27 protein-coding genes are annotated in these 25,906 nt (G+C 58.9%); 11 read left to right on the plus strand and 16 right to left on the minus strand.

Annotated features, from left to right (window positions below; translation table 11 throughout):
* Nucleotides 1–3: 3 nt before the first annotated feature.
* A complete protein-coding gene (locus F8N36_RS14125) occupies nucleotides 4–261 on the plus strand; it encodes a hypothetical protein (protein ID WP_291333480.1) in 258 nt (85 codons plus the stop codon).
* Between the two features lie 66 nt (nucleotides 262–327).
* On the opposite strand, the gene F8N36_RS14130 is transcribed toward F8N36_RS14125, so the two are convergent.
* From F8N36_RS14130 to F8N36_RS14140, 3 genes are all read right to left on the minus strand, one after another.
* Nucleotides 328–1,176, minus strand: a complete 849-nt coding sequence (locus tag F8N36_RS14130) for a YkgJ family cysteine cluster protein (protein WP_291333481.1) — start codon at nucleotides 1,174–1,176, stop codon at nucleotides 328–330.
* 74 nt (nucleotides 1,177–1,250) lie between these two features.
* A complete protein-coding gene (locus F8N36_RS14135; RefSeq protein WP_291333482.1) occupies nucleotides 1,251–1,901 on the minus strand; it encodes a tyrosine-type recombinase/integrase in 651 nt (216 codons plus the stop codon).
* Nucleotides 1,902–2,123: 222 nt separating this feature from the next.
* Entirely contained in the window at nucleotides 2,124–3,071 is a 948-nt protein-coding gene (locus tag F8N36_RS14140; protein ID WP_291333483.1) for an IS1595 family transposase, read from the minus strand.
* Nucleotides 3,072–3,437: 366 nt separating this feature from the next.
* Here F8N36_RS14140 and F8N36_RS14145 point away from each other — a divergent pair, with 366 nt between their 5' ends.
* The 3 genes from F8N36_RS14145 (at nucleotide 3,438) to F8N36_RS14155 (ending at nucleotide 5,758) form a co-directional block, all read left to right on the plus strand.
* On the plus strand, nucleotides 3,438–4,142 hold the full coding sequence (locus tag F8N36_RS14145) for a DUF6088 family protein (RefSeq protein WP_291333484.1): 705 nt from the start codon (nucleotides 3,438–3,440) through the stop codon (nucleotides 4,140–4,142).
* The gene (locus tag F8N36_RS14150; RefSeq protein WP_291333485.1) at nucleotides 4,139–5,194 is read left to right on the plus strand and encodes a nucleotidyl transferase AbiEii/AbiGii toxin family protein; all 1,056 of its coding nucleotides are present in this window, start codon (nucleotides 4,139–4,141) and stop codon (nucleotides 5,192–5,194) included. Before F8N36_RS14145 ends, F8N36_RS14150 begins: the two co-directional genes overlap by 4 nt.
* 288 nt (nucleotides 5,195–5,482) lie before the next feature.
* Nucleotides 5,483–5,758 carry a hypothetical protein gene (locus tag F8N36_RS14155; RefSeq protein WP_291333486.1) on the plus strand — a complete coding sequence of 92 codons (276 nt, stop codon included), beginning with the start codon at nucleotides 5,483–5,485 and terminating at the stop codon, nucleotides 5,756–5,758.
* A gap of 59 nt (nucleotides 5,759–5,817) precedes the next feature.
* On the opposite strand, the gene F8N36_RS14160 is transcribed toward F8N36_RS14155, so the two are convergent.
* A complete protein-coding gene (locus tag F8N36_RS14160; RefSeq protein ID WP_291333487.1) occupies nucleotides 5,818–6,621 on the minus strand; it encodes a CZB domain-containing protein in 804 nt (267 codons plus the stop codon).
* Nucleotides 6,622–7,275: 654 nt separating this feature from the next.
* Here F8N36_RS14160 and F8N36_RS14165 point away from each other — a divergent pair.
* Together F8N36_RS14165 and F8N36_RS14170 are read left to right on the plus strand one after the other, a co-directional pair.
* On the plus strand, nucleotides 7,276–8,217 hold the full coding sequence (locus tag F8N36_RS14165) for a hypothetical protein (RefSeq protein WP_291333488.1): 942 nt from the start codon (nucleotides 7,276–7,278) through the stop codon (nucleotides 8,215–8,217).
* Between the two features lie 413 nt (nucleotides 8,218–8,630).
* Nucleotides 8,631–8,810 (plus strand): hypothetical protein, encoded by a 180-nt coding sequence (locus F8N36_RS14170; RefSeq protein WP_291333490.1) that lies wholly within the window; start codon nucleotides 8,631–8,633, stop codon nucleotides 8,808–8,810.
* Between the two features lie 113 nt (nucleotides 8,811–8,923).
* Here F8N36_RS14170 and F8N36_RS14175 read toward each other — a convergent pair whose 3' ends face one another.
* The 10 genes from F8N36_RS14175 to ssb all read right to left on the minus strand — a co-directional run bounded on the left by F8N36_RS14175 (nucleotide 8,924) and on the right by ssb (nucleotide 20,834).
* On the minus strand, nucleotides 8,924–11,266 hold the full coding sequence (locus F8N36_RS14175; RefSeq protein ID WP_291333492.1) for an adenosylcobalamin-dependent ribonucleoside-diphosphate reductase: 2,343 nt from the start codon (nucleotides 11,264–11,266) through the stop codon (nucleotides 8,924–8,926).
* 309 nt (nucleotides 11,267–11,575) lie between these two features.
* Nucleotides 11,576–12,715, minus strand: a complete 1,140-nt coding sequence (locus tag F8N36_RS14180; protein WP_291333494.1) for a toprim domain-containing protein — start codon at nucleotides 12,713–12,715, stop codon at nucleotides 11,576–11,578.
* 48 nt (nucleotides 12,716–12,763) lie between these two features.
* The gene (locus F8N36_RS14185) at nucleotides 12,764–13,624 is read right to left on the minus strand and encodes a hypothetical protein (RefSeq protein ID WP_291333496.1); all 861 of its coding nucleotides are present in this window, start codon (nucleotides 13,622–13,624) and stop codon (nucleotides 12,764–12,766) included.
* 12 nt (nucleotides 13,625–13,636) lie between these two features.
* A complete protein-coding gene (locus tag F8N36_RS14190) occupies nucleotides 13,637–14,095 on the minus strand; it encodes an RNase H family protein (RefSeq protein WP_291333498.1) in 459 nt (152 codons plus the stop codon).
* 86 nt (nucleotides 14,096–14,181) lie between these two features.
* Nucleotides 14,182–16,020: a VWA domain-containing protein gene (locus F8N36_RS14195; protein ID WP_291333499.1), complete on the minus strand. Its 1,839-nt coding sequence runs from the start codon at nucleotides 16,018–16,020 to the stop codon at nucleotides 14,182–14,184.
* A gap of 62 nt (nucleotides 16,021–16,082) precedes the next feature.
* Nucleotides 16,083–17,147 carry a DUF3150 domain-containing protein gene (locus F8N36_RS14200; RefSeq protein ID WP_291333501.1) on the minus strand — a complete coding sequence of 355 codons (1,065 nt, stop codon included), beginning with the start codon at nucleotides 17,145–17,147 and terminating at the stop codon, nucleotides 16,083–16,085.
* Between the two features lie 103 nt (nucleotides 17,148–17,250).
* A complete protein-coding gene (locus F8N36_RS14205; protein WP_291333502.1) occupies nucleotides 17,251–18,216 on the minus strand; it encodes an AAA family ATPase in 966 nt (321 codons plus the stop codon).
* Between the two features lie 91 nt (nucleotides 18,217–18,307).
* On the minus strand, nucleotides 18,308–19,393 hold the full coding sequence (locus F8N36_RS14210; RefSeq protein ID WP_291333504.1) for a lambda-exonuclease family protein: 1,086 nt from the start codon (nucleotides 19,391–19,393) through the stop codon (nucleotides 18,308–18,310).
* A complete protein-coding gene (locus F8N36_RS14215) occupies nucleotides 19,390–20,280 on the minus strand; it encodes a hypothetical protein (RefSeq protein WP_291333506.1) in 891 nt (296 codons plus the stop codon). The genes F8N36_RS14210 and F8N36_RS14215 overlap by 4 nt, the downstream gene beginning before the upstream one ends.
* A gap of 80 nt (nucleotides 20,281–20,360) precedes the next feature.
* On the minus strand, nucleotides 20,361–20,834 hold the full coding sequence (gene ssb, locus F8N36_RS14220; RefSeq protein ID WP_291333508.1) for a single-stranded DNA-binding protein: 474 nt from the start codon (nucleotides 20,832–20,834) through the stop codon (nucleotides 20,361–20,363).
* A 407-nt stretch (nucleotides 20,835–21,241) separates the two neighbouring features.
* Between ssb and F8N36_RS14225 the strand changes: the two genes are divergently transcribed.
* From F8N36_RS14225 to F8N36_RS14230, 3 genes are all read left to right on the plus strand, one after another.
* Entirely contained in the window at nucleotides 21,242–22,018 is a 777-nt protein-coding gene (locus F8N36_RS14225; RefSeq protein ID WP_291333510.1) for a hypothetical protein, read from the plus strand.
* Nucleotides 22,019–22,161: 143 nt separating this feature from the next.
* Nucleotides 22,162–22,281 (plus strand): hypothetical protein, encoded by a 120-nt coding sequence (locus F8N36_RS16365; RefSeq protein WP_366247059.1) that lies wholly within the window; start codon nucleotides 22,162–22,164, stop codon nucleotides 22,279–22,281.
* Between the two features lie 20 nt (nucleotides 22,282–22,301).
* A complete protein-coding gene (locus F8N36_RS14230) occupies nucleotides 22,302–23,033 on the plus strand; it encodes a hypothetical protein (protein ID WP_291333512.1) in 732 nt (243 codons plus the stop codon).
* A 172-nt stretch (nucleotides 23,034–23,205) separates the two neighbouring features.
* Here the strand turns inward: F8N36_RS14230 and F8N36_RS14235 are convergent, their stop codons facing one another.
* Nucleotides 23,206–23,610: a hypothetical protein gene (locus F8N36_RS14235; RefSeq protein WP_291333513.1), complete on the minus strand. Its 405-nt coding sequence runs from the start codon at nucleotides 23,608–23,610 to the stop codon at nucleotides 23,206–23,208.
* 348 nt (nucleotides 23,611–23,958) lie between these two features.
* On the opposite strand from F8N36_RS14235, the gene F8N36_RS14240 reads away from it, so the two are divergent.
* Entirely contained in the window at nucleotides 23,959–24,309 is a 351-nt protein-coding gene (locus tag F8N36_RS14240) for a helix-turn-helix domain-containing protein (RefSeq protein WP_291333515.1), read from the plus strand.
* Nucleotides 24,290–25,621 carry a HipA domain-containing protein gene (locus tag F8N36_RS14245; protein ID WP_291333517.1) on the plus strand — a complete coding sequence of 444 codons (1,332 nt, stop codon included), beginning with the start codon at nucleotides 24,290–24,292 and terminating at the stop codon, nucleotides 25,619–25,621. Before F8N36_RS14240 ends, F8N36_RS14245 begins: the two co-directional genes overlap by 20 nt.
* Here the strand turns inward: F8N36_RS14245 and F8N36_RS14250 are convergent.
* Entirely contained in the window at nucleotides 25,581–25,829 is a 249-nt protein-coding gene (locus F8N36_RS14250) for a hypothetical protein (RefSeq protein WP_291333519.1), read from the minus strand. The genes F8N36_RS14245 and F8N36_RS14250 overlap by 41 nt on opposite strands.
* Nucleotides 25,830–25,906: the final 77 nt, after the last annotated feature.

Consider the following 25,906-nt stretch of genomic DNA (forward strand, 5'->3'; position numbering starts at 1 on the left):
GCCATGGCCCTGCACCTCTACAAATACGACAGCGACCTGCCGGCGGAGTGCTTTGCCGTCGATATCGGTCGGGAGACCTTGTACCTGACGGCCAACCGTAAGTCCGATGGTGTGATCGATGTGTCGATCAACCACGGTTACGAACCAGGCAGCCGGGCATACAAGCGGGAATGCCAACTCTTCGCCATGCGCGAGAAAGGTATTCGCCAGGCGGCAGCGACGGCGATAGCCGAGTTGGAGGCCGCCAAAGCTGTCCAATAATAAAAAGTGCCAACTTCCTTCGGGAGGTTGGCGCTTTTTTTTGATCAGATCTGACGCGCTGGCTGATCAGATCTGTGTGTTGTAGTCGGTCAGAATGGTCTCAATGGCTTCAAGTTCGGTCGACTTGTTCTGGATCGCCGCCTCTTTGCACAGTTTGGCCAGCTCTCTCTGTCGCTGCAACAGGTGATCGAAACCAGCATCGTCCAACAAGTTATTGAATTGCAGCGCGTTCAAGTATGGCCCGAAGCTGGTGCGCCATTCATGGTTTGGAAGGTTCCTGCTGAGCAGGAAGTCCGCACCGATTTCCTGAATATTGTGGACGGCGGGATGATCTCTCAGGAGGCTGTTGATGGCGTGGAGATCATCGGCCATTTGCTTGCGATGATCGGCGGCCGGCGATGGAACGGAGCCGTCTTTGACGATCACCGGCGCCGACTGATCCGTTTTGCACTTATAGCCAAACAGCGTGACGAATGTTTGGAGTTGCTCGCGGGTTGCGCGGCCGGCGATCCTGTCGGGCCGGTCGGCGAGGATCGGGAACAGCCGGCAGGCCAGCGGCCGATTGTCGTAAATTGCACATGTCTTGTCGCTGTTCAGCGCGTGGCACTTCCCGTCCTGTTGTCCGAGAACCGCAGTTCGCGCTTGCCAGTAAAGGACCTTCTTTTCGCCGCGGTTCCCCGACACGACATATCGCTCGTAGGTTTTCCCGATAAATTCGGTTGCCTGGGCGTGGCTTAGGCCGTTGCTCCGGTAGGCGCCGAAAACATCGTCTTCCTGGCGAACCACGACGACGAGGTAGAGGGGGAGGGTCTCCCAGAATTTGCTCAACTCGGACGCATAGAGTTCCAAGCGAATACCGGAAGGAAAATGGCAGCACTTTCCGCAATCGGGAACACACTGAAATCTGGCATGCATGTGAAGAGCTGCTCCTTATTTCCGGTCTTCGCTTCTGCAGCGTCCATTGGCTTATTTTGGACGCTGCTCCAATATTATGCTCTCTTCGCGATGACGTCGACCAGGGCTACCTGGCGCAAGCGGTTTGCCGGCGTCCGCGCGAACGGAATCGGTACCCTCGCGACATTCGAGTGGGCATAACGATCGCCATACCGATCCAGGCTCTGCTCGCTCTTGAGACCCGAGAGCGCCTGGATGTCGCTGGTGGAAGCGCCCACCATCGGCGAGTAGGTCATGGCTTCCTTCACAAACGTGCGCCGTCCCGCGAACGAACTGGCGTCGAGGCCCGCCTTGACGAACAGCTTGTAGAGCACATAGGCGACGGACGACGGCCGGAATGGGCGGTGACGGAGGATGTCCTGCCACTTCTCCGGAACGATTACCGGGCTGTCCTGATCGCCGGGCAGCGCTCTCTGCATATCGAGGATCGCGTCGAACAGGCGCTCGCTCATTGGAATGGTCCGAGCCTTTTTCCCTTGGATGCGGATTTCCCGGCAAACCAAACCGTCTTTCATCACGTCCCGGCGCACCAGTTTCGATATCTCGGTGACGGTGAGACCGGCGTCGACGGTCAGCAATACGATCACCCTGTTCCGGGCGACCTTTCGCGTCTCCTCGCAATAATAGAGGAGGTCATCGACTTGCTGCGGCGTCAGGGTCTTGATGGCGTCAGCTTGGTCCAACATCGCGCTCACCATGGCGTGAAGAAAACACCACGATTATGCGTGCCACCGCCACAAAAGCAAGTCTTTATGTTCTCGGTCTGTTTCTGGTACATCGGCTGTTTTCCGCAATCGTTTTCCACTCAGTTGTCGCAAGCCGCTCAGTTGTCGCAGAGGCGCCGACACCTCCCATTAAAACCCGATCCAAACCATCTTTATCTACAGATTTGCCCTGGATATAGCCCATCACTCTTCCTCTGAACGGCTCACTGGCCCGGCCTTTCTTGGCGCAGCTTGAACGGCCAGCTTCACCAGCGTCTGAAAAAGTTGTCCCGGAGATCGAGCGCTACGGCGATTGAAGCGGAAAACATATTCATCGAGATACCACCCAAGATGCTGCTTTTGGACGCCACCCTGATGCGTCCCCATCAGCCATTTGGAAATGTGCCCGCCTACCAATCGGACTCGGCGCGGGGTTGCTGAACTGGTCACCGGCTCGCTCATCAGCACCACATAGCCAATGGCTCGCAAGGCATCAGCGGTGGCTGATGCCACCTGGCCTATGATTGTCGAACCTGGTCGGATGGTTTCGGTGATGAACCGGATCATGTCGGCCGACGCATCGCCTTCGCACGTATCGAGGCGGATGCGGCCGATCCTCCGGCCTTCCCGTTGCGCGGCCACGAACGCCCGTAGGCCATTCTCACCATGCCCGGAAACCTTGACGATGCCGACCTCGACCTCCCCGGCCAGCCGGTCCCGATCGGGGCGCACCATCACCTGGCGGAGTTTGTTGAGCCAGATCCAGACCGTCGCGTATCGGGAGAACCCCAGTTTCGCCTGCAGTTCCACGGCGCTGACGCCGGTCTTGCGCGACGAGATCTCCCACATCACCAGAAACCAGGTGAGCAGTGGCCCGCGGGTCGATGAGAAGAGGGTACCGGCCGTTGCCGTTGTCTCAGCGCGGCATTCGGGAACGCGGCACCGAAGGCGGTCCCGACCGAGATCATAGGGCTCCTGTTTCGTGCCGCAAGCCGGGCACACGAAGCCAGTCGGCCAGCGCAGCTTGAGCAGATAGCGTCGGCAGGCCTCGTCATTGGGAAACCGGGCGTGGAACTCGATGAAGTTGGTCGGGAAGGGGGCGGGAGGAGACTGGGGTGTAGACGAGGTTGAAGGGGTAGATGTTGGTAGCATCGATTCGAACCTCGTGACCAGGTGGCGGGGCAGGGGGCAAGGTTACCCTGTCGGCCGACGCCAAGACTGTTCTTTTGCTCAGGTCGATAGATCGCCTGTTCCCGCCGCAGCATAACCGCCGTCCCTTGTGGTGTAAAGCGTATAGCCAAGCCCCCTTTTCCCTGGCTGATATTTTGCGGCGACTGATGTCGCCGGCGCCAACTGAGCGGCTTTCGGCAACTGAGCGGTTTCTGCGATCTGGCAATCCGCCGGGGCCATGACACTGGTGTTCAAGGCCACCTGTCCGATATTTGCGGCATATTTCGGACGCTGCACGCTTGTGACTGTCCGATTTTTGTATCATATTTCGGACACAGGAGGCGTGACATGTCGAGCGCATCGGGCCAGATCATCCAAAGGATACTCAGCGGTCCCGCCCGAAAGGTGTGGACAGCCAACAGCTTCGTCGATATCGCGTCACGTGACGCCACCGACAAGGCGCTCCAACGTGCCGCCGCGGACGGCAAGATCAGGCGCGTCGACCGGGGGCTCTATGATGTCCCGCGAACGAATTCGCTGACTGGTAAGCCGTCGCCGCCAGACCACATGGCCGTGATCGACGCCGTTTCCCGCCGTGATGGCGCCCGGGTGCTTGTCGACGGGATCACCGCCGCCAATTCCCTCGGACTGACGAACGCGGTCCCGGCGCATGTAACCGTACTGACCGACGGCAGGATCCGGCCGATCGCGTTGGGGAGCCTCACGATCACGTTCAAGCATGCAGCGCCGAGCAAGCTCGTATGGTCGGGGCATCCTGCCGCCAACGTGGTCCAAGCGCTGACGTGGCTGCGCGACATCCTGCAGACCGATGGTAGCGACAGGGCCTTCTCTACGTTGCGGAATATCTTGGCGGATCCGGACCATGGGCAGGCCATCAGGGACGACCTGTCGCATAACTTGGCTTCTTTGCCCTCGTGGATGGTTCCGTCTGTGAAAAACCTGCTGGCGGCCACAGCCCCACGGCCGAGCGACGACATCCATGACGGCGACGTTGCGTCCCGCCCCCTCTTTAGGGGGAAGGAGGCATCATGAACGAAATGATCCGGATCGCGCTCGCCCCAGATGACGACCGCCGGGATCTGTTCCTGACGACGGCACAGCGTCTAGGCACGGCGCCAGAGAATATCGAGAAGGATTTCTGGGTCTGCTGGACCTTGGACGCGCTCTACAACAAAGCCGTCATCAAACCGCGCCTTTTGTTCAAAGGCGGCACCTCGCTGTCGAAAGCCTGGGGCCTCATTGAGCGGTTTTCCGAGGACATCGACATCACCGTGTTTCGGACCGATTTTGACGGCGCCCATTTTCCGACCGACGACGAGTTGGTGGAGTTGAGCCGCAAAAAGCGCGAGGCCATTCTTGAAGACATTAAGGCGACGTGCCAGGGCTTCATCGCCGGGCCGTTCCATGACGCACTGAAGAACGTCGCGGACGCCGAGTTGGGCGGGATGTCGTTCAGGTTCGAGGGCGATTCGGACGATCCCGACGGCCAGTCGCTGCTGTTCCACTATCCGTCCGCGTTTCGGGTCGGCGGCAAAGAATATGTCCGCCGCGTCGTTAAGATCGAGTCCGGAGCCAAATCAGCACTGGATCCGCACAGAATGGCGACTGTAACCCCTTATGTCGCCGACGACGTCGATCTCGACCTCGACGTGACGAACGTGAGAGCAATCCTTCCCGAGCGGACGTTTTGGGACAAGGTCGTCATTCTCCACGGGCAACGGCGCTGGTTTGAGAACCGCGGAAGTCTGTACAAAGACGGCCAGCGGCTCTCGCGGCACTATTACGACGTTTATTGCATGCTGATGGCCGGCATTGGGCAGGACGCGCTCGGCGACTTGGCGATGGCCGAAGATTGCGCCAGCCACGCGCGCCTGTTCTTCAACCGCGGTCCGCTCGATCTCGAGAGCGCGGTGCCGGGAACGTTCGCTCTCGTGCCGTCACCAGACATGGTGCGGTCTCTCGAAGACGACTATGGCAGGATGGCGGGTATGATCTTCGGTGAGGCGCCGCCGTTCGAGGATATCGTTGACGCGATCAGCGACGCCGAGGAAAAGCTCAACGCCGTTCCAATTCCACCGTCGTGACCGCCCGGTCGGCTGCATGCCGATGATCACGGCGATCATCACCACCAGCACGGTGGCCTTGCTCACCACCGGTGGTGAATTTTATGGATGGTGGTGATCATGGTGACCATGGCGGCGAACATGACCGCCTACTGGGATCACTCCGCAGTCCTCAATCCTCGACGCTGCTTAACGTACGATTTTGGGAAAATTCTGCGATGACCCGACGAGACGATGATGATTGCTTGGTACGGCGCCGGATCGCAGATACAAACGGGACGGGGTGGGGATGCCGGAGCGAAGCTGTCAATGTCCGAAGCGTCTGATCGAGAACATCCACCACTGGCAGAGCTATTGGCTCTGGCCCTGCGTCACGCTCGCGAGGTGCGAGGCTACAGCATCACCCAAGTGGATCGCGCTCTTGCTCAGGCGATAGCGCTTGAGGCTCTGCAGCGCGCAGCCATGGTTCCCGGCGGCGCTGTCGACGGCACCGTATCGCCAGCAGCTGCAGCGATAATTCTCGATCTGGTGTTGGCCGATGTCCGCGAAGAGGCCATGCGCCTGTTTAAAACGAACATCCATTAGGGGATATCTCCGCCGCCAAAGGCCACCCCGCTGACAGCACAGGGTGGCCTCGCTGCGGTTCAGGCCCTTGCCGCCGCCTCAAACTGGGGGCAGCACAGCAATTCGATCGCATTCAATAGCACTTGCGACCGGCTATTCAGCTCTGCCAGTCGGGAGGTGGCCAGGGCGTGCTGACGGTCGAGCAGCGCAGCCAGCACGGAATGTCCCAGGGCATGGATTTCTTTGTGCAATGCTTCCAAGGCGACGAACGGCTCAGTGCCCAGCAATTCGGTGTCGGTGACCGAATGGTACCACCGGCCGAACTGGCAATTATGGTCAGCATCGAGATCGGTGGTCTGGAGTTTGACCTTGCCGGCCATCGCGTCGGTCAGGCGGTTGATGAAAACCTGATGCTCGTGCCGCGCAACTTCCGCCACCTTGGGCCGGTATTTCTGCGCGATCGATACGACGATGTCAGAGGATATTTGCTGATCAAAGGCGACATTTCGTAACGCCGTCCGAGACCCGACGATATGACCGGAAATATGCAGGCGCTCTTCAGCCAGAAAGAGATCAAGGGTGTCTCCGATTCCAATTGCCATCCAGGTGTGGACCAACGCGCCGCCTTCGGAAATGTCAAAAATGACCGCCCGTTCTCGCAACGCCGCGTGACTGACCTGCACCGGGGCCATGATCGATCGTCGACGGCCGGTGCGTCGTTCGATTTCTGGACACCGCCCGCGGAATGCTCCCGATACCATGCGTCTAACTGCGCCGACGACACCCAAACGGAGCACCTGTCCGCCCTGGGATTCGGCCTCGGGGGCGCCGTCGTGATGCGGATGCGCAGCGTCGTCATTCGATACCGGTAAAGCCAGGACCATGTTTTGACCTCTCGATCGTCGGATTGCGGGACCATGATCTTAATGAAGACCACTTCGCCCGAAGAGACCGAATAACTGCCGGATTGTGTATCGTATTTGTGGTCAGTTCGAACAAATCTCGTGTCCGTGGTGCCTTCGAACGGGCGTCGGTGTCGAGATGGTTCAGGATAAACTTTCGCCAAATCGCCGTGACCCCAGAGACTGCATTTTCAGGCTTGGCAACAGTTTCGAGTTCGCTCATGGTTGGTTTCACCAAATGAAGCGGTTCTCCCTTCCCTCCGAATTGCGCAAGGATAAGAGGGATCTTCTCCGGATCGAGACCAGCAGCGCCCGCCGTACATTTGGATTTCGCGAAAGAAGCGCCTCCTCCGACAGCGGCCGGTGTCGGAGGAGGTGCTGTTTTGAAAGCCAGTTTTGTAGGCAGCGTCAACTTCCTCCATAGATTATATGGCGCGCCTTAAAGGCGTCTATTCTGAGGCCATATCTGGTGGCAAAATTAGAAGGTGAAGCCCACCACGAAACCGGACTGGACGACGTAGCTGCCAGGGCGTCTATCGCGAACAACAGCTTATGCAGGCAGAAAAGGGCGGGCATACCGCCGAGGTAATGGTTTGCCGGCGACTATTACTGAATTCCGTCCTTAAAGGAGGGCCAATGCCAATCGTCGAAATCCCCAATATTGATGTCCTGCGCGAAGCATTGACCGCGCGCTATCCCGACCTTGGATGGCGAGCGGCCGACTACACCGAGACGTGGTTTTGCCCTGGGCAACGCGTGTTCGACGCCGCCGGCAACGCCATTGCCGAAGATCGTAAGGCCTGGCTTGAGGGCTTACTGAAGACCGCTGGCGGACACATTGGCACGGTGTGGGAACTGCACCGGGGCAAGGGATTCGCGACGGTCGAAGAGGAGGGTCACACCGTCTTTGCTGGCGCGGCCATCGGTCCGCGTCCGGAAGACGTCGTCGAGATCAAGGTCGACTGGATTGTCGGGGCTCGTGCCGAAGGCGTGTTTGATACCTGGCGGCCGACCGAAGAACGCGATCTGTTCAGTCCCTGCAGCCATGAGCAGGTCGCTTGGGTGCCGCCGGCGCGCCAGCGGTACGAGTTGCGCCGAATGAACGTCATCGCCCGCACCCTGGAGCAGGCCGAGCAACTTGAGCAGGCCCGCCGCCGCGAGGTTGTACGGACGCACAAGGTGTGGGTGTCCGAAGTCTATACGGACGGTTCCGGCCGCGGCCACGCTCCCCAGGAAAAGTCGGTGCTTGAGGTCGACCCGGATTATTTAAGCCGTGCTCTCCGCGAGCGCCGCTTTGTCGACGACTGGCAGGCATCGTCGGCCGGAACGACGCCGATGCTCAACCACTGGGCCTTCGATGTGAGCGACTACGAATACCAGGGCGAGCGCAATGTCGGGTTCACGCCACGCCCCCTGACCTGGGCCGAACCAGTTGATGGACCGACTGGAGCGGTTCGACGCGATGATCGGCCACCCCATGGCCTGGTTCTTTCACGCCGTCTACGGAAACCAGGTCGGGCAGTGGGCAATCCGGGACGTGGGCGAGGGCCTGCGTCGGCGGAAAATTGTGCTGCCTGACCGCGACATGACAGTGCTCATGCGCTGGGCCGCGAACGAATACGGGTTTTGACGGCACCCCCGTAAGCCCCGGTGGCCGAACGCCTGATAAGTAATACTTTCCGGGCGCTTGAGAGGGCGGGGACCACCGGATTGTCGGGGAGTCCCGTTTTGACGCGCTACGCCGCGAAGGGAACGAACGATGCAAATCAGCGACAATCTGAACCAGAATGATCTGGCCGAACGGATGGGGCCGGGTGCGACCGAGTTGTAGGATCGGCTTGACGCCCATCACCGCTGGCCGTGTTAGGGATATAGAACAGGAATCGATGATTTGATCGAGTAGGACGGCCGATAATCTCAAGCCGCTGCAGGTTGCGGTGCTTGAAACGCGCTAAAGGGGAGAGGAAAGAGTGAGCGTGACGGCGAAGGGAATGAACAGCTGGATCGCGGCCAGTCAGGCTGCAGGTGTTGTTTTTCTGGCTGCTGGGGCCTACTGCGTGGCCCATGATAAAAATGCAACGGGCCTCGCATTTGTTCTTGCGGGTGGTTTGGCAATCGGTGCGGCGCCCAATGATTCCAGATGGTATAGTCTGCTGCTCGGTGCCAACTAAGAAGGAAGCGACGAGAAGCGCAGACAATTGGTCATGAATATTTTAATAAAAATGAAGGGGAGCCTAAGCCCCCCTCATAGTTTTTCTTATTTATGCAGTGTGTTTATTGTGCTCTAACTGCATTTTTGATGACCACATTCTGTGCATACTTCGCATCCCTCTGATTTTATTATACTATGATTGCCGCACCGTGGGCATTTGGCTGCTTTCGGTTTGGCTACCGGCTGCGGGTGTTCATCGTACCGCACCTCCAACATCGCCGCTTCGAAGGCGTCCTCGACGGACACCGTTCCCAGCTTGATGAGGTGGTATTCGATGATGGCGCCGATCGCCGCCACGATGGAAGGATAGTACTTCGGTTTCGAAGTGCCGGGAGCCTTCCACCAGGCGCCGCCCGACGGGTCTTGTACCGCTTGGAATTCCTCGGGCACGAAGGCCACATCATCACCGCGCTGGAACACAGCCGAGGTCATCCGCGTCAACGCCGTGACCCATGGGAAGAATTCCATGGCTTTGGAGTTGATGAAGATTTCCCACGGACGGATCTTGCCATCGACCATCATGTTATTGATGGTCACGTACATGGCATTTTCCATGTTGGACATCTTGAGCTTGTAGGTGCAGCCGTCGATTTCCTCCGGCCGTTCCACGAACTTGCTCTTGATGTGCTCGTGAGCCTCTCCGGGCTCTTTCTTTTCGGCCGCAGGCGCCGGCTCCACAGAGAGAACCGAACCAGTGACATCGTTGGGCCGATAGGTGGTGCAACCTTTGCACCCCGTATCGTAGGCCGTCATGTAGACGCCCTTGAACTCCTCGTAATCGATCTCCGCGGGGAGATTGATCGTCTTGGAGATAGCGGCGTCGGTGTACTTCTGCACCACCGCCTGCATCGCCAGGTGAGCGGCCGGAGTGAGATCCTGGGCCGTCACGAAGTGATCAGGGATCGGCGCGTCGGCGCCGAACTTCTGCCGGAACATGCGATATGCATAGTCCTGCACGGTGACTTCTCTCTTGGTCTGATCCTTATTCAAGATCTTCCGCTGATACTCGAGCGCGAAAGGCGGTTCGAGCCCACCGGAGACATTGTCCGCGACCAACGAGATCGTCCCGGTCGGAGCGATCGACGTGATCAGCGCGTTGCGGATGCCGTGTTCGGCGATGAGTTGCCGAATATCGTCATCGAGCGACGCGATGTTCTCGCCGGCCAGAAACTTCTCCTTATCGAAGAGCGGAAAAGCTCCTTTTTCCTTGGCCAGTTCGATGGATGCCAGGTACGCCTCACGGCGGAACAGGGCAAACCATTCATCGGTCTTGGCCACCGCTTCCGGGCTGCCATAAGGCAATCCGACCATCATGAGGGCATTGGCCAAGCCAGTGACTCCCAATCCGATGCGGCGCTTGCTCAACGCTTCTTCCTTGTGGCGAGGAAGCGGGTAGTTCGACGTCTCGAAAACATTGTCCAGCATGCGCACGGCAACGCGAACAGTTTTCGCGACAACTTCGCGACTGAGTTCGGCGTCATTCTCGAACGCATTGCTAATGCACCGTGCGAAATTCACGCTTCCCAACAAGCAAAGCCCGTACGGAGGCAAGGGTTGCTCCGCGCAGGGATTGGTTCCGTGGATATTTTCACAATACCATAAATTGTTTTTCTTATTGATACGATCGACGAATATTACACCAGGCTCCGCATAGGAGTAGGTGCTCTTCATGATCGTTTCCCACAGGTCGCGCGCCTGAATGGTCTTGTAGACCTTGCCGCCGAACTGCAGGCTCCACGGTTCGTCATTCTTCACCGCCGTCATGAAGGCGTCGGAGATGAGGACGGACAGGTTGAACATCGAGAGCCGCCCGGGGATCCGTTTGGCCGCGATGAATTCTTCGATGTCGGGGTGATCGTCCCGCATAACCGCCATCATGGCTCCCCGGCGTGAGCCGGCGGCCATCATGGTACGGCACATCGAATCCCACACATCCATGAACGAGAGCGGGCCTGAAGCGTCCGCGCCGACTCCCCGCACTGGAGACCCCTTGGGGCGAAGGGTGGAAAAATCGTAACCGATCCCGCCGCCCATCTGCATGGTCAAGGCCGCTTCCTTCAGGGAATCGAAAATCCCGGACATATCGTCCGGAATGTCGCCCATCACGAAGCAATTGAACATCGTCGCCTTGCGAGCGACACCTGCGTTCGAGGCAATACGACCGGCCGGAGAGAACTTGAAGTCCTCCATTGCCTTGTACATCTCGCCCGCCCAATAAGTCGGATCCTTTTCCGGGGCTGCCAACGCCGTGGCGACGCGGTTCCAGGAGTCCTCGATGGACTGATCGATGATGGTGTCGAATTCCACCAAGCGATGCTTGTTCTCCCAGGTCCACAGGGACACGGGTTGAAGTTGGCTACCGACCGTGGTGATCGCGGTCGAGTTGATGATTTCGGTTTTCGTGACTGCAGTCATTTCTAAAGCCTCTTGATCGAGACGCTCACTCGAACTGATTGCGGGGAGCGTCATTGTCCGCGATGCCCGTCGCGCTCCACCGTGGAGCCCGAGGCGTGTTTGAAGTCGACGGAGGCCAGCCTTCCCCGCGCGGGGGAAGGTCTGACCGATGTCGGTTGTGGTTGACGGAAGGCAGCCAGAAGCGTGGCCACGCAGCAGCGCGGGCCGGTTCGGGCACGATCCGGTGATTCCCTGGGTCTTGGTTAAGCCCAATACCCCAGGTGGTTGATCGACGGGATGTTGGACCGAACGGTCCAGATCAACGTCTGATTAGGCTGCAACTTCGATAGAAGGTGCTTGCCAAACTTCGGGAGTACGAAACCCCGCCGTTCCGAGCTTTTCGTACACGTCGTTCCAGTCCATCCCTTGGGGTGGCAGGAGGATCGTGACGGAAAGCATGGGGTTTTCGACTGCGAGGCGCTCTTTGAGCTTGATCGCATTCTTCAACCCGGCCGTGTCTCTGTCAGCCCAAATGAACAGGTGTCGAAGTCCTTTCGGCACAGGGAAAGCCGGCATGACCGAGCTGGACCAAGTCGCCCAGCATGGCATTCCACTTCCCAAGCGAACCGCTACGGAATTCTCGATACCTTCTGTGAGCCCCAGATAACCGCCTGGTGAACGGAAGACCTCGATATGAAGTCCCTCATCCAGCAGATCCGCGCTATCGTGGGTCATCTTCTTACGGTCGCCTTGGGAGAATTTAGACCCGTCGGCTTCCATGTAGAGACGATGGAGCTTGTACGTTCTGCCGGCACGGTTCCTGACCTTTGCGAGAAGGGCCGGAAAGCGGCCGATGAACTTGCTCTTATCCGGATTGTCAGGATCTTTGCCGTAATAGGGCTCGGACGGAACAAACCGGACATCGTTCATTGACGAGGGCACGGCCAAACCGCGGAACTTGAAATAGTCCCTTGCAATGGCTGCATCCTCATGATCCAGCGGCAAAGCGGTGTCCCACTTTTTCGCCAATTTTTCGCGCCCTTTTTCGACAGCTGCGATTTCTTCAGCGGTCGGCCCGGTCGGTATGACCAGGGCGGGCTGATGCGGACGCCGGCGAGCCTGTTCCTCAGGAGACATCCCCAGGAAGTGCGCGACCTGCGCAACGACTTCTATGAACCCGGATTTTCCCGGTTTCCGAAGGCGCCATTGAAGGGTGAGAAACCCGTTTCCGAAGGTTCCGCACGTATTGCAGACACAGCCGCCGGTTTCCGCGAATCCGCCCTTTTTGGAGCGAGGTCCGAAGACCCGGAAAGCTTCTTTGCTTTTTCCGCCATGTTCGGGGCAAGAAACTCCCCGACCTTTGGCGGCGATCGCCGGCCCCATTTCTGGAGCTAGGTACGCAATGATGCGGTCCCATTGACCTTGCGCTTGTTGTCGCACCAGGTCGGCGTTGTATCGTTCGTCACTCATACCGACCTCCCTTGTCGGAGGGTTTGACCGTTCGGCCGACACCCTGGGTTACAAAAAGCGGAAGAAATGTTCGAAGGCTCCTTCCTTGGCCTTTTTCTTCAAATCTTCGATGCGGGGCCGCATATCGCGGAGGATCCTCCATCGAAGAAATTCCGGGTCGCACCTCTCTCCGTCGACGCTCATTGCTATGGCGCAGTCGTTGAAAGAGAAACCTCCCTCGTCGTCTTCAAGCAACCAGGACAGGCAGTCCAAGAACTCCTCGTCGCAGGTCTGTTCGTCTCTCATGATTTCGAGGGTTACCTTCAGCACACCTTGGCGGTAGCGCTGAAGTTCTTTGTCCTCGATCACGATAAGACGGCTTTTGTTGGGTTGGGCCGGGGGCTTCTCGCCCTTTACCCAGATGATTTCCTTCGGCTGACCCTGTCCCCGGAAATAAGAAACGAATTCGCCATTTCTGGCTTTCCGCTTCAAATCCAGGATCCGGTCGCGAATTTTGGAAAGGATCCATTGCCGGAGAAAGTCCGGATAAACCGGCGATCCAAGCACCTTGGTTGCTGCTGCACAGCATTGGCCAAAGGTTAGATCCCCCGTGTCGTTCTGCAGAACCCAGTCCAGGCAGTCGAGTAACTGCGTGTCCTCGGTGTCTGGATCCAGCATATCTTGCAAGGTTTGCTTGAGCACGCCGTAGCGTAGCTGTGTCGCTTCCTCGTTCTTGAACGCAGTCCGGCTTTCGTGATCTGGATACGGAGGGGCGATCTCCCCCTTGACCCAGTACCCGTCGGCCGCGCGATCGGCTCCGCCGACGACGCTGAGTTTTGTTGAAGCAACCGGTGCCCCAAACAGGTCACGGCCGCCGACTTCCATGTTTTCGATGACTTGGTCAACGACCACAGACAGCTGTTGCAACATGATGATCACCTCTTAGATCAGAGCTTCGGCGAGGGCCGTGCGCGCTGCTGCGTCGCACCACCTATTCCGGAGGGCTGGTTTAGATTGATTGTCCGTGTGGGCACGGACGTGCCGGACGGTGAACGTGATCTGCCGGGCGTCGATCGCGGACAGAATTCCCGAAAGGACTGCCGCATCTTCCCCGCGTTCAGGCTTGACTTGTCGCTCGATGAGCGCCGCCTGGACATATTTGCTATCCGTGTAAAGCAGGATGCAGTTGACCGGCAGCTTGAGCGCCATGTTGATTCCCTGGACGGCTGCGAACAGCTCGGCCGAGGACGAATCTCGGGCCGTGGACGGCTTTACGCCGCGAGCCTTCTGATTCTTCATTCCGCTCTCGAGGAAAGCTCCCCAGGCGGCGATGCGTTTGTTCTGGTCATAGGCAGCGTCTGTATGGACGACGATGCCTGCCTTCCGCAGTGTTTGAGACATTGACTTTCTCCCACAGCGCCGCTGCGGAGAGAGTCCCCCCTTGAGGGAACGCTCCCCCAGAGGGCTGTCTCAAAAGATGTTGATGGTCAGGCGGTGAAGACCCGGGCAGCCAAGGAAAAGACCGTGGAGCGCAGATCGCTGATGTCTTTGAGCACTTCAGACTTTGGCAGCCATTGCTGGATGTCCGCAGTCTCGATCCCAATGCCCATTACCTCGACGTCAGGTTGGTTCGCGCTGATGAAGGCGAGAGCCTCTTTCGTCGTGGTGAGATTGCTTGGCTCTCCGTCCGTGATGAGGAGGATTACCTTGCGTTCTTCCCGGGCGTTGGCCAGTTGAGCCGCCCCCCAAAGTAAAGCTTCGGCGGTCGGCGTGTACCCGTAGACCGTGGTGTTGAATCGTGCCTGCACATGCGGTGCCGACATACGTTCGTTGCTGCTTAGAAGTGGAGCAATCCGATTTACGCCGTTGTCTTCGGCGAAACCAGCTGCCTCGATCGTGATGCCCTCGATGGGTTCGCAGGCCAGCGCCAAAGAGGCGGTGGTTTGCATGGCCATCGATATGCGGCCTTTCCTCATGCTTCCGGTCTGGTCGACAAGAAGAAGAAGCCTGGTGTTGTACCCCGTTACGGTCTGCTTTCTTGTGAAAACCCGTGGGTCTATCTGAGCCATCGGAAGATGGCGTCGACTGACCCGGCGGCCGACCATTTTGCGAGTCGCCGGCTGTCGCCTATGGGCTTCAAGCAAGCGCTGCAAATGGGCTCGAATCGCAGTCGAGTTCTTTCTTGCCTCGGGCACAACGGATTGACCGCTGGTCGCCTTGGCATTCGTGACGGTCGGCGGGAGGATGATATCGGGAGACCGATAGGTCGGTCGCTCTTTCATCTTCGCGCTCAACATATCGCTGAGGTCTGGCGCCATCTTCGACAGATCGGGTTGGCCGCCCACCCAGGTTTGTCCCTGACTGGACGAGGAAGCCTGATCGTCGCCGTTGGACACTTGATGAACCGGATGCTGTTGCTGACCGTTTGCCCCCGGGTTGCCGTTTCCGGTAGCGGGGTCAGTCTGCGAACTTTGTCCCTGGCTGCCGCTTCCGGTGGCCGGGTTGCTCGGCTGGCCCTGTCCCTGGTCGCCCTGATTAGGGGGCGGCGAGATATTCGGGTCACCACCAGCGTCCGCCTGCTGCGGATCCTGCCCAGGCGTTGCGCCTTGGCCATCCCCACCAGCGGGATCACCCTGGTTCTGTTGCTGTGATGGACCTTGGCTGCCTGACTGGCCGCCTTGATCCTGCTGCTGCGAGTTTCCTCCCTTGCCCTGCTGGGCTTGATCGGAGCTTTGCTGGTTGTCCTGCTGGACCAACTTCAACAGCCTGTCGGCCATGGCGAGACATTCGGCGGTGCTTTTCAGCATCGGGATGCCCGACATGATCCGTTCGGCGGTTTCGACTATGTCCGGACCGACGACCGCGACCAGCTTTTCACGGGTCTGGTCGACCAGTGGTTTCAGCTGAGCTTGCCCCATGTAACGGCACCGTCCATGAAACAGGACGAAGTCGTGCAGAAGGGCAGGGCCATTGTCCGTATCTGGCACCGCGAACCAACCTTCTTGAATGGCGTAGTCCACCACCTTCGAAAGCCAGTCTCGGCATCCCCGATACACTCGGCATATGAGGGTTTCAATCCTCACATCCTCAAGCGCATTAAGGAATTTCTTGCGGAGTTCCTCGACCAAGAAGATCTCGAATTCGGTGAAGCGCTTATGCGCACCTTCATGTGCGATAAAGCCCAGCGACACCTCCCGCGGTAATGCCTCCGGCGAAAGAAGATAGATGGTTTCGCCGTCAGTTTTTGGCGCGTGGCCGAATATGACCTTGATACCGCACGAAGCGGCGAAGGCCATCGCGGTCCAAACGAGGGAAATGAAATTCATGATGGTCTCCCGATATCAGGGGCCGGTGCAGTCTTCGCCGCACCGTCTCCATCAAAGGATGATCAGAACCCGAGGCATTCCTCTTGCACGGTGGCCAATGCAATTTCTTGCTCGGTTACCTCGGCGAAGAAGGCTTCCTCCTCTTGATCCGCAGGCGGATCTTCGACGAGGTCTTCGGGCAATTCCTCGACCAACGGAGGTTCCTCCGCCGGCGACGTGATGACGATCTCCGACTGCACGACAGCCGGAGCGGGCTGTGGGGCAGGGGAGGGGACGTTGGTGATGATCTGTTGCGAACTGATGACGCTGGCAAGTTGGCCGCCGTGCTTACGCATGCGGTCTGGATCGGCGAGCATCTGAACCAAGGCGACGACTTCCGCCTGAAGGGCGTCGGTCATTCTCTTGGCCAACATGATCTTGTCGATCACCTTGTCCATCGCGGCGACGATCGGCTGGATCATCGCTTCGTTGAAGAAGGCAAATTTCGCCAGTTTCAGCCGAAGCCGTTTCAGCGGGTTCGCAAATTTCCGAGTGAGGTTTCCCTGCTTCAGGATGTAATCGAGAAGCTTCTCCGCCTCGTCGGCGATATCGATCAGAAGGTCTTCGTCGAGCGTTTTCACGCGCTCGCCCAAGGATCCTTCTTCACGGGCCGATTCCCGGATTTGATGGATGGTGCACTGGAAATCGCACCGTTTACGAACCTCTTCCGGCGAAAATTCACGTTCCGCCAGTTTGTCTTCGTATTCGGGGAACTGTCTCCGCCAGGCACGCTGCAATTGCGAAACGTTGGGGATCAGTTCCGTGTCGCGATGCTCGACGAATTCGTCCCTCAGCTTGTCGATCTGCTCTTTCAGCCTGGCGGTGTCTTTGTGGAACACGCCCCGGGCTTTCAGCAGATTGATCGAATTGACCCGCAGCAGGTCGTCAACTTGGCTGCGGATTTTGTGCAGTCTCTGGAGCGGCTCACGAGCGATCAGACGCTTGGTGCCCAAAGAAGCCAACTTGGGCGGCGGCAGTTCGCCACCGATACCAAGATTGAAATCGGTCTTACGAAGAACAACCTCGCCTGACCAGATGTTCACCTCGACGGCGAACACGTCGATGTTTTCGAGAATGTTGGTGCTCATGGAATTTCTCCACGCAAGCGCCGACCATCACCCGCTGAACGGGCGGTCTTTGCTTGCTCTTTGATGTTGAGGATGTTGAGGGCAGGCGACTTATGCCGCTGCTTTACTGCCAGTCGGGGCCGAAGGCGGCCTGGCCGAGATCGTTGATGGTCTGGGCTTCGGCTGCAGGGATGCTGCAGGTCAGAGTCACTTCGAGCGCCTTCTTCGGAAAGTAGGCTTTCTTCATGTTGGCGTCGACTTTGGCATAAGCCGCGGTGAGATTTGCCCACTGCCGAAGCTTGCGGGTCGAAATCACCGTGCTGAGGCTGCCGCCGCCGAAACCATCCTCACCGAGAAACAGCTTTCGGACTTCATTGGCCGTCTGAATCATGTACCCCCGAAGTTCTTCGGGAAGCCCAGGATTAGCGCGGGTCAGGACTCCGCTTTCTTGTTCCGGCGTCAGATAGCTCACCTTCGCAAAAATGAAGCGATCACCAAACGCCAGGTTGCCGGTCTGAACGCCACGATACAATCCAGTCTGGTCGCCGCTGACGCCGGCGTTGCCGGTGACGAGCATGCGAAAGTTCGGATGGACCTGGATCCGTTCGTCCGTCACGGGAATGTGCAGAACCCCGTGGTCGAGGATCGGCACGAACGCCATTTGGAATTCCGGAGCCTTGGTGTTCAGTTCTTCCGCGACGAATAGATATCCGTTGCGGCAGGCCGTGGTGAATGGGCCATCACGCCACACGAAGCCACCTTGCGGAGAGGGATACATCCCGCCCAACAGATCGGTGAACTCGGTGTTGTCGCCGATCGGCGGCGCAATCAGGGGGATGCCCAGGCGGGCTGCGATTTGAGCGAAGCCTTGGCTTTTCCCTGCTCCCGTCGGACCCAGCGCCCACATGCCGACACCCTGCGTGCGCAGGACGTAGACCATGGTGCGAATGAAATCCAAATCGAAGATGAAATGCTCGTCGAGACGCGGAACGCACGGATGCCCGTGCTCAAAGCCCATGACTTGTGCCTTGCCGGCGTCAACGCCGAAGGTGTCGGTGATGCTGTACGACTTGGGAGTCAATTTGAACATGTTGTTCTCCGAGATGCGGAGAAGGCGCACTGATCCCCACCAGGGGAAAGTGACCCTCCCCTGAGGGATTGCGATGAAATATTGAGAGGTCTCAGGCAGCCGCGGCCGAAGGCAGGGGGAGCTGATACCGTGAATTGCGCACCGTCGTTTTGATCTGCGACGTTACGGCCTTGCGATAGGATTGGAGGACGGTCTGGTCGATGGCTCCAAACAGGTCATCGGCCATTGCCTTATAGTCCACGTACCCGCTTTGCTTTCGATACATATCGGCCAAGCTCGGATCGATGGGACCGTGGTGGTCTTCAATCAGTTGCTTGTAATCGATTGAGCCACGTTTACCCCACCTGGTCAGAGCGACTTCCCGGTCTTCCACCGGACAAGCCAACTTGCTGTAGTTGCCCATCAGCGCTTCGAGGTTTGCTTGCGCGTCCTTCAACCGCTGCTTCCTGGCATCTACGAGCTTGACCAAACGGTTCAGCTTGGCTTCCGCGGCGATATAAGCTTGCGCCTTCTCGCCCCATTCCAGCTGTTGTTCGTAATTGGTCGGGTAGACCACATCCTTTTCCGGATCAAGCTCTGGAGGAGTTTGAGACAGAACAAGCTGGTGGAATTCCCGGCCGATGCGTCGCATGTTTTCCCAGACGTTCGGCTTAGCCTCACGCCAGAGCACGAGATGGGCGAGGACGTTGCCCTCCTCATCGTTGAGACACATCAGCAGCATGCCCTTCGACAATTTGCCGACCGACATGCCGTATTGAAGTTGAACACCGCCAGACTGGACGGCCGGATGTTTGACACCTTGTTCCTGAATCTCGCGGAACACCTTTTCGCCTGGGGCCTTGATTTCCACCATGATCCCACCGTCGGTGATCCCGTCCGAAGAAAACCGAAACAGCGGATCTTCCTCGTCTTCGATGCAGTAGGGGAGCAGGAATTCCCCTCCCAGCAGGCTTTCAGCCAGCCGACGATTTGCCGGTTCGCACCTCTTGCCCCGAAGGACATTCGGATCGCGGGACAGATCTTCCGGAAGCATGAGCCCCACCTTTTCTCGCCACACCATTAGCGGGGTGAGATAGGCCGATTGTTTCATCAGCGCGGGCATGTCCGTGCCGGTGATGCCCTCTCTTCGCCAAGCCAGCCATTCCTGGCTGCCCTGGGCAACGTCGATGATCCTCATGGATTTCCTCCATCTTCTGATTGGGCAGCTTCGATCAGACCTTTGTCCAACAACCATTCGGAATATTGGCGAACGTTTTCTCGAAGTGCTGAATCTGTAATACCCGGTAGAAGGGTACTCTTGATGTATTGATTGGCTGGATTCCAGGCCTGCTTTTCACGGGCGCGGACGATGACTTCTTCGACCCTGCCACGAAGCGCGGAATCGATCAGATCAGGATCAATCGGACATAACACGATCTCTCGGTTACGAGCGTCCTCGATCTTGATTGACCGAACTGGATTGATCACCTTGTCGACCTCGTTTTCCGACACCTTAATGGCGCCATCGACATCGTCGACTTCGGTTTCGTCCATCAGGAAGCCGAGCCCACAAATCGAGAGCGTCACGCGACGCTTCGCTTTGGTGGTGGCCTTCATGATGGCGTTGGAAAGATCCGTTTCCTTGAGTGGCTGACCGGCCTCGGGGTGAGTCCGCTTGACCCGCTGTTGCTGTCCTTCATCGTATTCCCAGTAGTGCGTGGGATAGATGCGAGGAACGACGCCGATATCACTGTCCTGGCGCCCATTTGGCATGGTCGCATGGGCAGTGACCAGCAGGACCGTGTCCAATTCGGAACGTTCGAGCTGGACAATCGATACATTCCGCAGAGCGCGCAGCTGATCCGTACAATCCTTTCGGGCGTACAAGGTCAGCCGACCGTCGAGCTTTATGTATTCGAAGGGGCGCGTTATAGAGTTGAGCCCCAGGGATTCGCAGACACCGAGATAGAACTTCAAGCGTTCCTTCGGTGTAAGCTTTGACAGATCGCCGTTGGCAATCAGTTTTTCAAAGACTTCCGCAGCGTCTTGCTGCGAAGGCCCAATATTGGCAATGGCTGCCACCATGATGATGCTCCTGAAACAAAAAAAGCGACATCACGGGGGTGATATCGCTCGCTTCATCGCGGGATTGTATGAGGCCGCTCCTAGAAGGGGATGTCCCCATCGAGAATGCCGGGATCGTAACCACCTGCGGCTGGCGGCGTGTGACGGTTATTCCTTTGAGCGGAACCGCGATCAGACGTCGATGTTTCCGCAGGGGCCTGCCGACCACCGTCGCAGGGGATGATGGTATGCTTCGGGCTCCTGGTGACGACGACCTCGGTGATCGATCGCTCGATTCCCTGGGTGTCGTTGTACTTCCTCGTCTTGAGCATGCCCTCGATATCGATCATCGATCCCTTGCGAAGGTACTTTTCGCAAAAGTCCGCAGCGGGGCCTTGGACCGAGATGTTGTGCCACTCGGTGGAAGATTTGGTTTCGCCGCTCTCGCGGTCCTTCCAGTCCTCCGAAGTTGCAAGAGTGAAGGTCGCAACCTTGTCACCGTTGCCGAAGGTGTGAATCTTCGGATCTACGCCGAGATTGCCAATCAAACTGACGCAATTTTTGCTTCTAGCCATGATGGTTTCCTTGATGCAGACGTGCAGATCCACCGTGAACTGGCTTCGCGTGGATTGAACTGTCTTGATTGATGATTGGGCGCAATTCCGCCCGAATGATGGAGCACGTGTCTCCAGTGATGAAAGCCTGGCTTAGAGCGCTTGTCTCCGCAAAGGGAGAGGGCTTGTGGCGCGCTTGCAGTCCGAAAACTGCCTTTTGCCCGGATCAGACAAAGCTGAACACAACGCACGAATGCGTACAGGCGAAAGTGAGACCAGCGTACAGATCCTTTGTTGCCCGGTCAAGCGGGCAACCTGTGGCCAACCAGCGCAATTACTCCCGATTCTGCTCGATATAGGCCGGTCCCCCGATTTTTCGCTTCCTGTAGCATCAACCAATCTTCACTGCACTATGAGGGTTTGGTTCTATGGCTCAATCTCCCATTCCGGCGCGGTCGCCGGGTAACAACCGCCGGCCGAAACGGTCGCGCGAGGCCATCGAAGGTCGGTTGGATCGCGCTGCCAAAAACACCAGCATGTATTCGATGAACTACCTGCCTGTTTTGCTCAAACTGCAAACGGCATTTACCCAGAATATGGGCGAGAAGTTTTTCTATAAGCGCACGGTCGATGGCTTTCACAATGTCGACGTCGTCTTGCGCCTGATCGGCAAGGACCAGAACCTTGTGGACGGGCTGGCGGCCGACTTGAAAAAAGAAGCGGCCGAGTTGCTGGAAGCGGCTCATGCTGCGCGTGAGAAGGCCCTCGCCCGGGTCAAAGATGCCAAAGCTCTTTTGACCAAGGTAACCCACCCTCACGAAGCCGAATACCGTGCCACCACGCCGATGGCGATGAAATACCTGACCGCCATCCAGCATGTCGATGACACCGCGGCAGCTCTGGCCGCGCTCTATATGTCCGAACAAATCACCAGTTCGGAAATGCTGGCCGAGATCAATCAACTCACCGGCCAGATCGCGTCGCTCAGCATCAAGGTCATCCAGATGTCTCGCACGCTGCGGAAAATCGCCGAGAAGACCGAAGGGGTTGATACCTCTTTGCTGGGCGAAGAAGACACCGCTCCTCTGCCGGGTGAGCCGGCGGCGCCGGTGCCGACGCCCGCTCGTGCCGGTCGCAGCGAACGTTCCGCACGGCGCTCCGAGCCGGTCACCGGTCAGGTGCTTGAAACAGCAGCGGCCCAGTAATTTTCTCGTTCGGCAAAAAGGGCATCGCCGCGATGCCCTTTTTTGTCGGGTGAATTCTGCGCGGGCGAATCGGCACGAGGGAATGGAGTGAGTCGCAGATGTCTCTTACGAACTCGATGATTATGAGTTTGACGCCTGCGCAGATGCAGGTTTTTCTGCCCACCATCATCCCCTTGCTCTCGCCATCAAATATAAGCGTTCTGTCGCCCGCCCAGATGGCCGCGTTGTCGCCGGCGCAAATCGCGGCGCTGACCCCTGGGTAGGTGCGGGTAAGGAAGCTACCATGTTCGAATTCAGAAAGTATCCGTGCCTCGCTCCTGTAGTCTCGCCGAATGGCACCGTCGGCCCGGCCATGTTTGAAATTGGCGGTCAGTTGACCGACGACGATCTGCGGCGCATTGCTGCCGCCTACGGCTTTGATCTTCGTCTCAGTCTTTACGACGAAGATGATCTTCCCCTCAGCCTCATGCATCACGACGCCCCCGAAGTGATTGCCGCCCTCGAGTTACCCGATGAAGACGAGGACGGCTACGTGCGGGTCGGCGCTTGGGATACCGAGAACGGGGAGATCAACGTCGCGTATGTTTTTCCGCTCCGCACGTCCCACCTGGCGGTGGCAGTCGCCAACACGATCGTCGACTTGATTGGTCGTGATGGTCCGCGTGATGCCATGGTCGATGTTGTCGCTGTTCGACTGCAGCGCTTCCGTGATGCTGGCGATAGAAAGGTTCGGACCGCGCTCGAACAGTTGATTGAAGCGGTCGAACTCAACTCCGGCGCCGAGCCCAGCGGGTCTGTACTTGCCCGGGCCGTTGACGACGCAAAAGAAGCGCTGACGCCGATCACCGATCGGCAGTGCCTCAACAACATAACCGATGCTTTCGTCGAAGACATTCTATCCTTGTCTTATGCAGAGGTGCTCGCTGAAGCCGCGGAGGACGGCATTGATATTGCGGCAGAAGCGGCTAGGGGACGGGAGATGCTGGCCCGCGTCGCTCGTCGCACGGTCGGCTAAGACCGGTGGATGCTGCCTGATGACAGCCATGGAGGAGAAACGGGTTGGCTTTTTGTGATGCGCTCAAGCCTGGGACCAGCGCTGCAGCCCAGTAACTCGCACTTACCAAGGCGGGGCGACGGGGTATCCGCGTTGATCGGCTTGGTCGTCGGCCGATTGCCTTTGAATTCCCTTATGCACTTACGAGGAAATTAAAATGTGGTTTACGCCAGATGAGGAAAGGCGACGTCGGGAAGAGGATGAACGTCGACGCCGTGATGAAGAGGACCGTCGGCGACGTCTGCGCGATGAGGAAGACCGTCGCCGTCGTGACGAGGAAGATCGCCGCCGTCGTGACGAGGAAGATCGCCGCCGCCGGAACGAAGAGGATCGTCAGCGCCGTCTGCGGGAGGAAGAAGAGCGTCGGCGCCGCGATGAAGAAGATCGTCGACGTCGCCAACGGGAAGCGGAGGAACAGCGCCGACGCGCAGATCACGACCGTTGGCGGCGTGATGAAGACGCCCGACAGCGCCGCGAACGTGAAGACCAGGCGCCGCCGCCGCCATTCATGGGCTTTTAGCCGTTGCAGGGGCGGCATTGCGGATGCCGACGAGAAATCCCCCCAGGCGGTTGGCGTCGCCGTCGGCGATCAGGCGATCACGGCAATCGTCGGCTCCGTCGCCGCCCTGGGGGGACACCCCTTCCCACACGCTCGGAAGTACTACTTATCGCGCCCTTGCCCCGCGGCCGGCGGACAGAGCCCCTCCGCCAGCGGTTCGGCGGATACCGCAACGCTGCCAAGACCCAAGCCGCCTTGGCTGAGTGGCATTTCTCCACGAACATATTCCGTTAAATCGGAATCGCCCATTGCAATTCCGTTATGGCACTATATGCTGGCGTCAGCGAGTTGTTCCGCTAAATCGCACTTGGAGGCTGGAGTTCCGCCATGTCGGAATCAGAAAGCGAGCGCAAACGCATTGGCGCCCAGTTGGCGGCGAGGCGCAAGGAGAAGAAATGGACGGTCAAGGACGTTGCGGCGCGCACTGGGCGGCAGCCGTCCCGTGTGACCGAGATGGAAAAGGGCCGGACGAACAGTACCCTGGACGCGCTGATCCAGGTCGGCGAAGTAATGGGGCTGCGCCTGCTGTACGTCCCCGAGGATCGCATGGCTGACGTCCTGATGTTGCTGGGGCAGCGCACTCCGACTTTGTCGCATGCGACCATGCCGCGCAGCGTCTTCGACGAAGTGTTTATCCCGGATCCGGAGGATGGCGACGATGAAGCGCCTGATCATTGAGCGTGCGGCGGTCCTCGGCATCTACCTAGCCCCGACGCCTGACGAAGAGGTCCGTGTCGGCTCGCTGGTGCGCGACGCCGGGGGCACCATCACATTCACAGCGGACGACAATTACCTCGCCCTGGGGCCGGCACGTCCCGTCCTGAGCATGGCCTGGCGCGGCGCTGACGAGGACGACACGATCCGCCGCCTGGTGGCGCGCGAGGACAAGGTCATGCGCAACGGCCTGCTGCCGCCCTACTTCTCGGGCCTCCTGCCCGAGGGCGCGCTGCGCGATCTGGTCGAGGCCGAGTTCGGCACGGGCGCCTTTGACGACTTCGACGTCCTGGCACGCTTGGGCGGCGACCTGCCGGGCGCCGGCGTGGCGCGCCTTGAGGCCGGGCAAGCTGGCGGGCCGCAGGTTGCGGCCGGAAAGGGAGCAAGGAAAACGCTCCCGGTTCCACCCGGTGGCGTAAAGTTCTCCCTGGCTGGAATCCAGTTGAAATTCACCGTCGTGGCGACCGACCGTGGCGTGACGGCGCCGGGGCGTGACCAGCACGGCGACATCATTCTCAAGCTGCCATCAGAACGGCATCCGGCGCTGGTGGAAGCGGAGCATGCCGGGCTGGCACTGGCGCGCGTCGTCGGTATCCGTGCCGCCGAGGCATTTCCGGTCGATATCGCCAATATCCAGGGCATCCCAGCCGAATATTTGCAGGGCGGGACGCGCGCTCTGGCGGTCCGTCGGTTCGATCGCGCACCCGGCGGACGCCGTATCCACACCGAGGACTACGCTCAGATCCTGGGCGCCATCGGCGACCGCAAATACACGATGGCCAACGAGGAAACGGTTTACAACATGGCGCGCCGCTTCACGGGCGACTGGAGCGGTATGCTTCTCGAAGCCGTCCGGCGCACGGTGGCCAACATCATGATCGGTAACGGCGATGCCCATCTCAAGAACTGGTCACTCATCCATCCCGCAGGCGGCCAACCGGAACTGACCCCGGCTTACGATATCGTGCCGACATTTTTGTACGGCGACAGGACGATGGCGCTGGCCTTCGGCGGCACAAAGGACGCCGCCCGAATCACTTTGCGTCGCTTCGAGCGGGCGGCCGGGCTGGTCAAGGTGTCGCCCGACTTGCTGGCCCGAGAAGCCAAGAAGACGGTTGAAGCCGCCTTGGACCTCTGGCCGGCAGCCATGCGCGATCTGCCTTTGCCGCAGGAGATGCAGGACCGCATCGTCGCGCGCTGGCGTGACCTCAGCCTCGTCCAGGAGGTGCGCCCGATCATCGTCCCAGGGGCCGGTCGCAGACCGACGTCCCTGTGACGGCAACGATGGCTGGTTCGGCCCCAGTGACCTCGCCGACCGCCACGACCTCACCGTCGGCCCCCATGAGACGCCATTCCCACTCGATGCCGATCTGCGCGACCATCGCCCTCCATCCGTCGGCGAACGCCGTCCGATAGCGAGGCGTGCCGTTGGGCGCCAGGTTTTCCCAGCCCATTAGGGCGATACGGTCGGTGTCAGTCAGCATCCCACTATTCTGCCACCTGCGCCCCGACAGCTTCGCGGCAGCCGCGTGGATATCTCTTCAAGGATTGAGGGCTCGTC

Source organism: Desulfovibrio sp. (assembly GCF_009712225.1).
In the GTDB taxonomy this organism is placed as follows: domain Bacteria; phylum Desulfobacterota; class Desulfovibrionia; order Desulfovibrionales; family Desulfovibrionaceae; genus Desulfovibrio.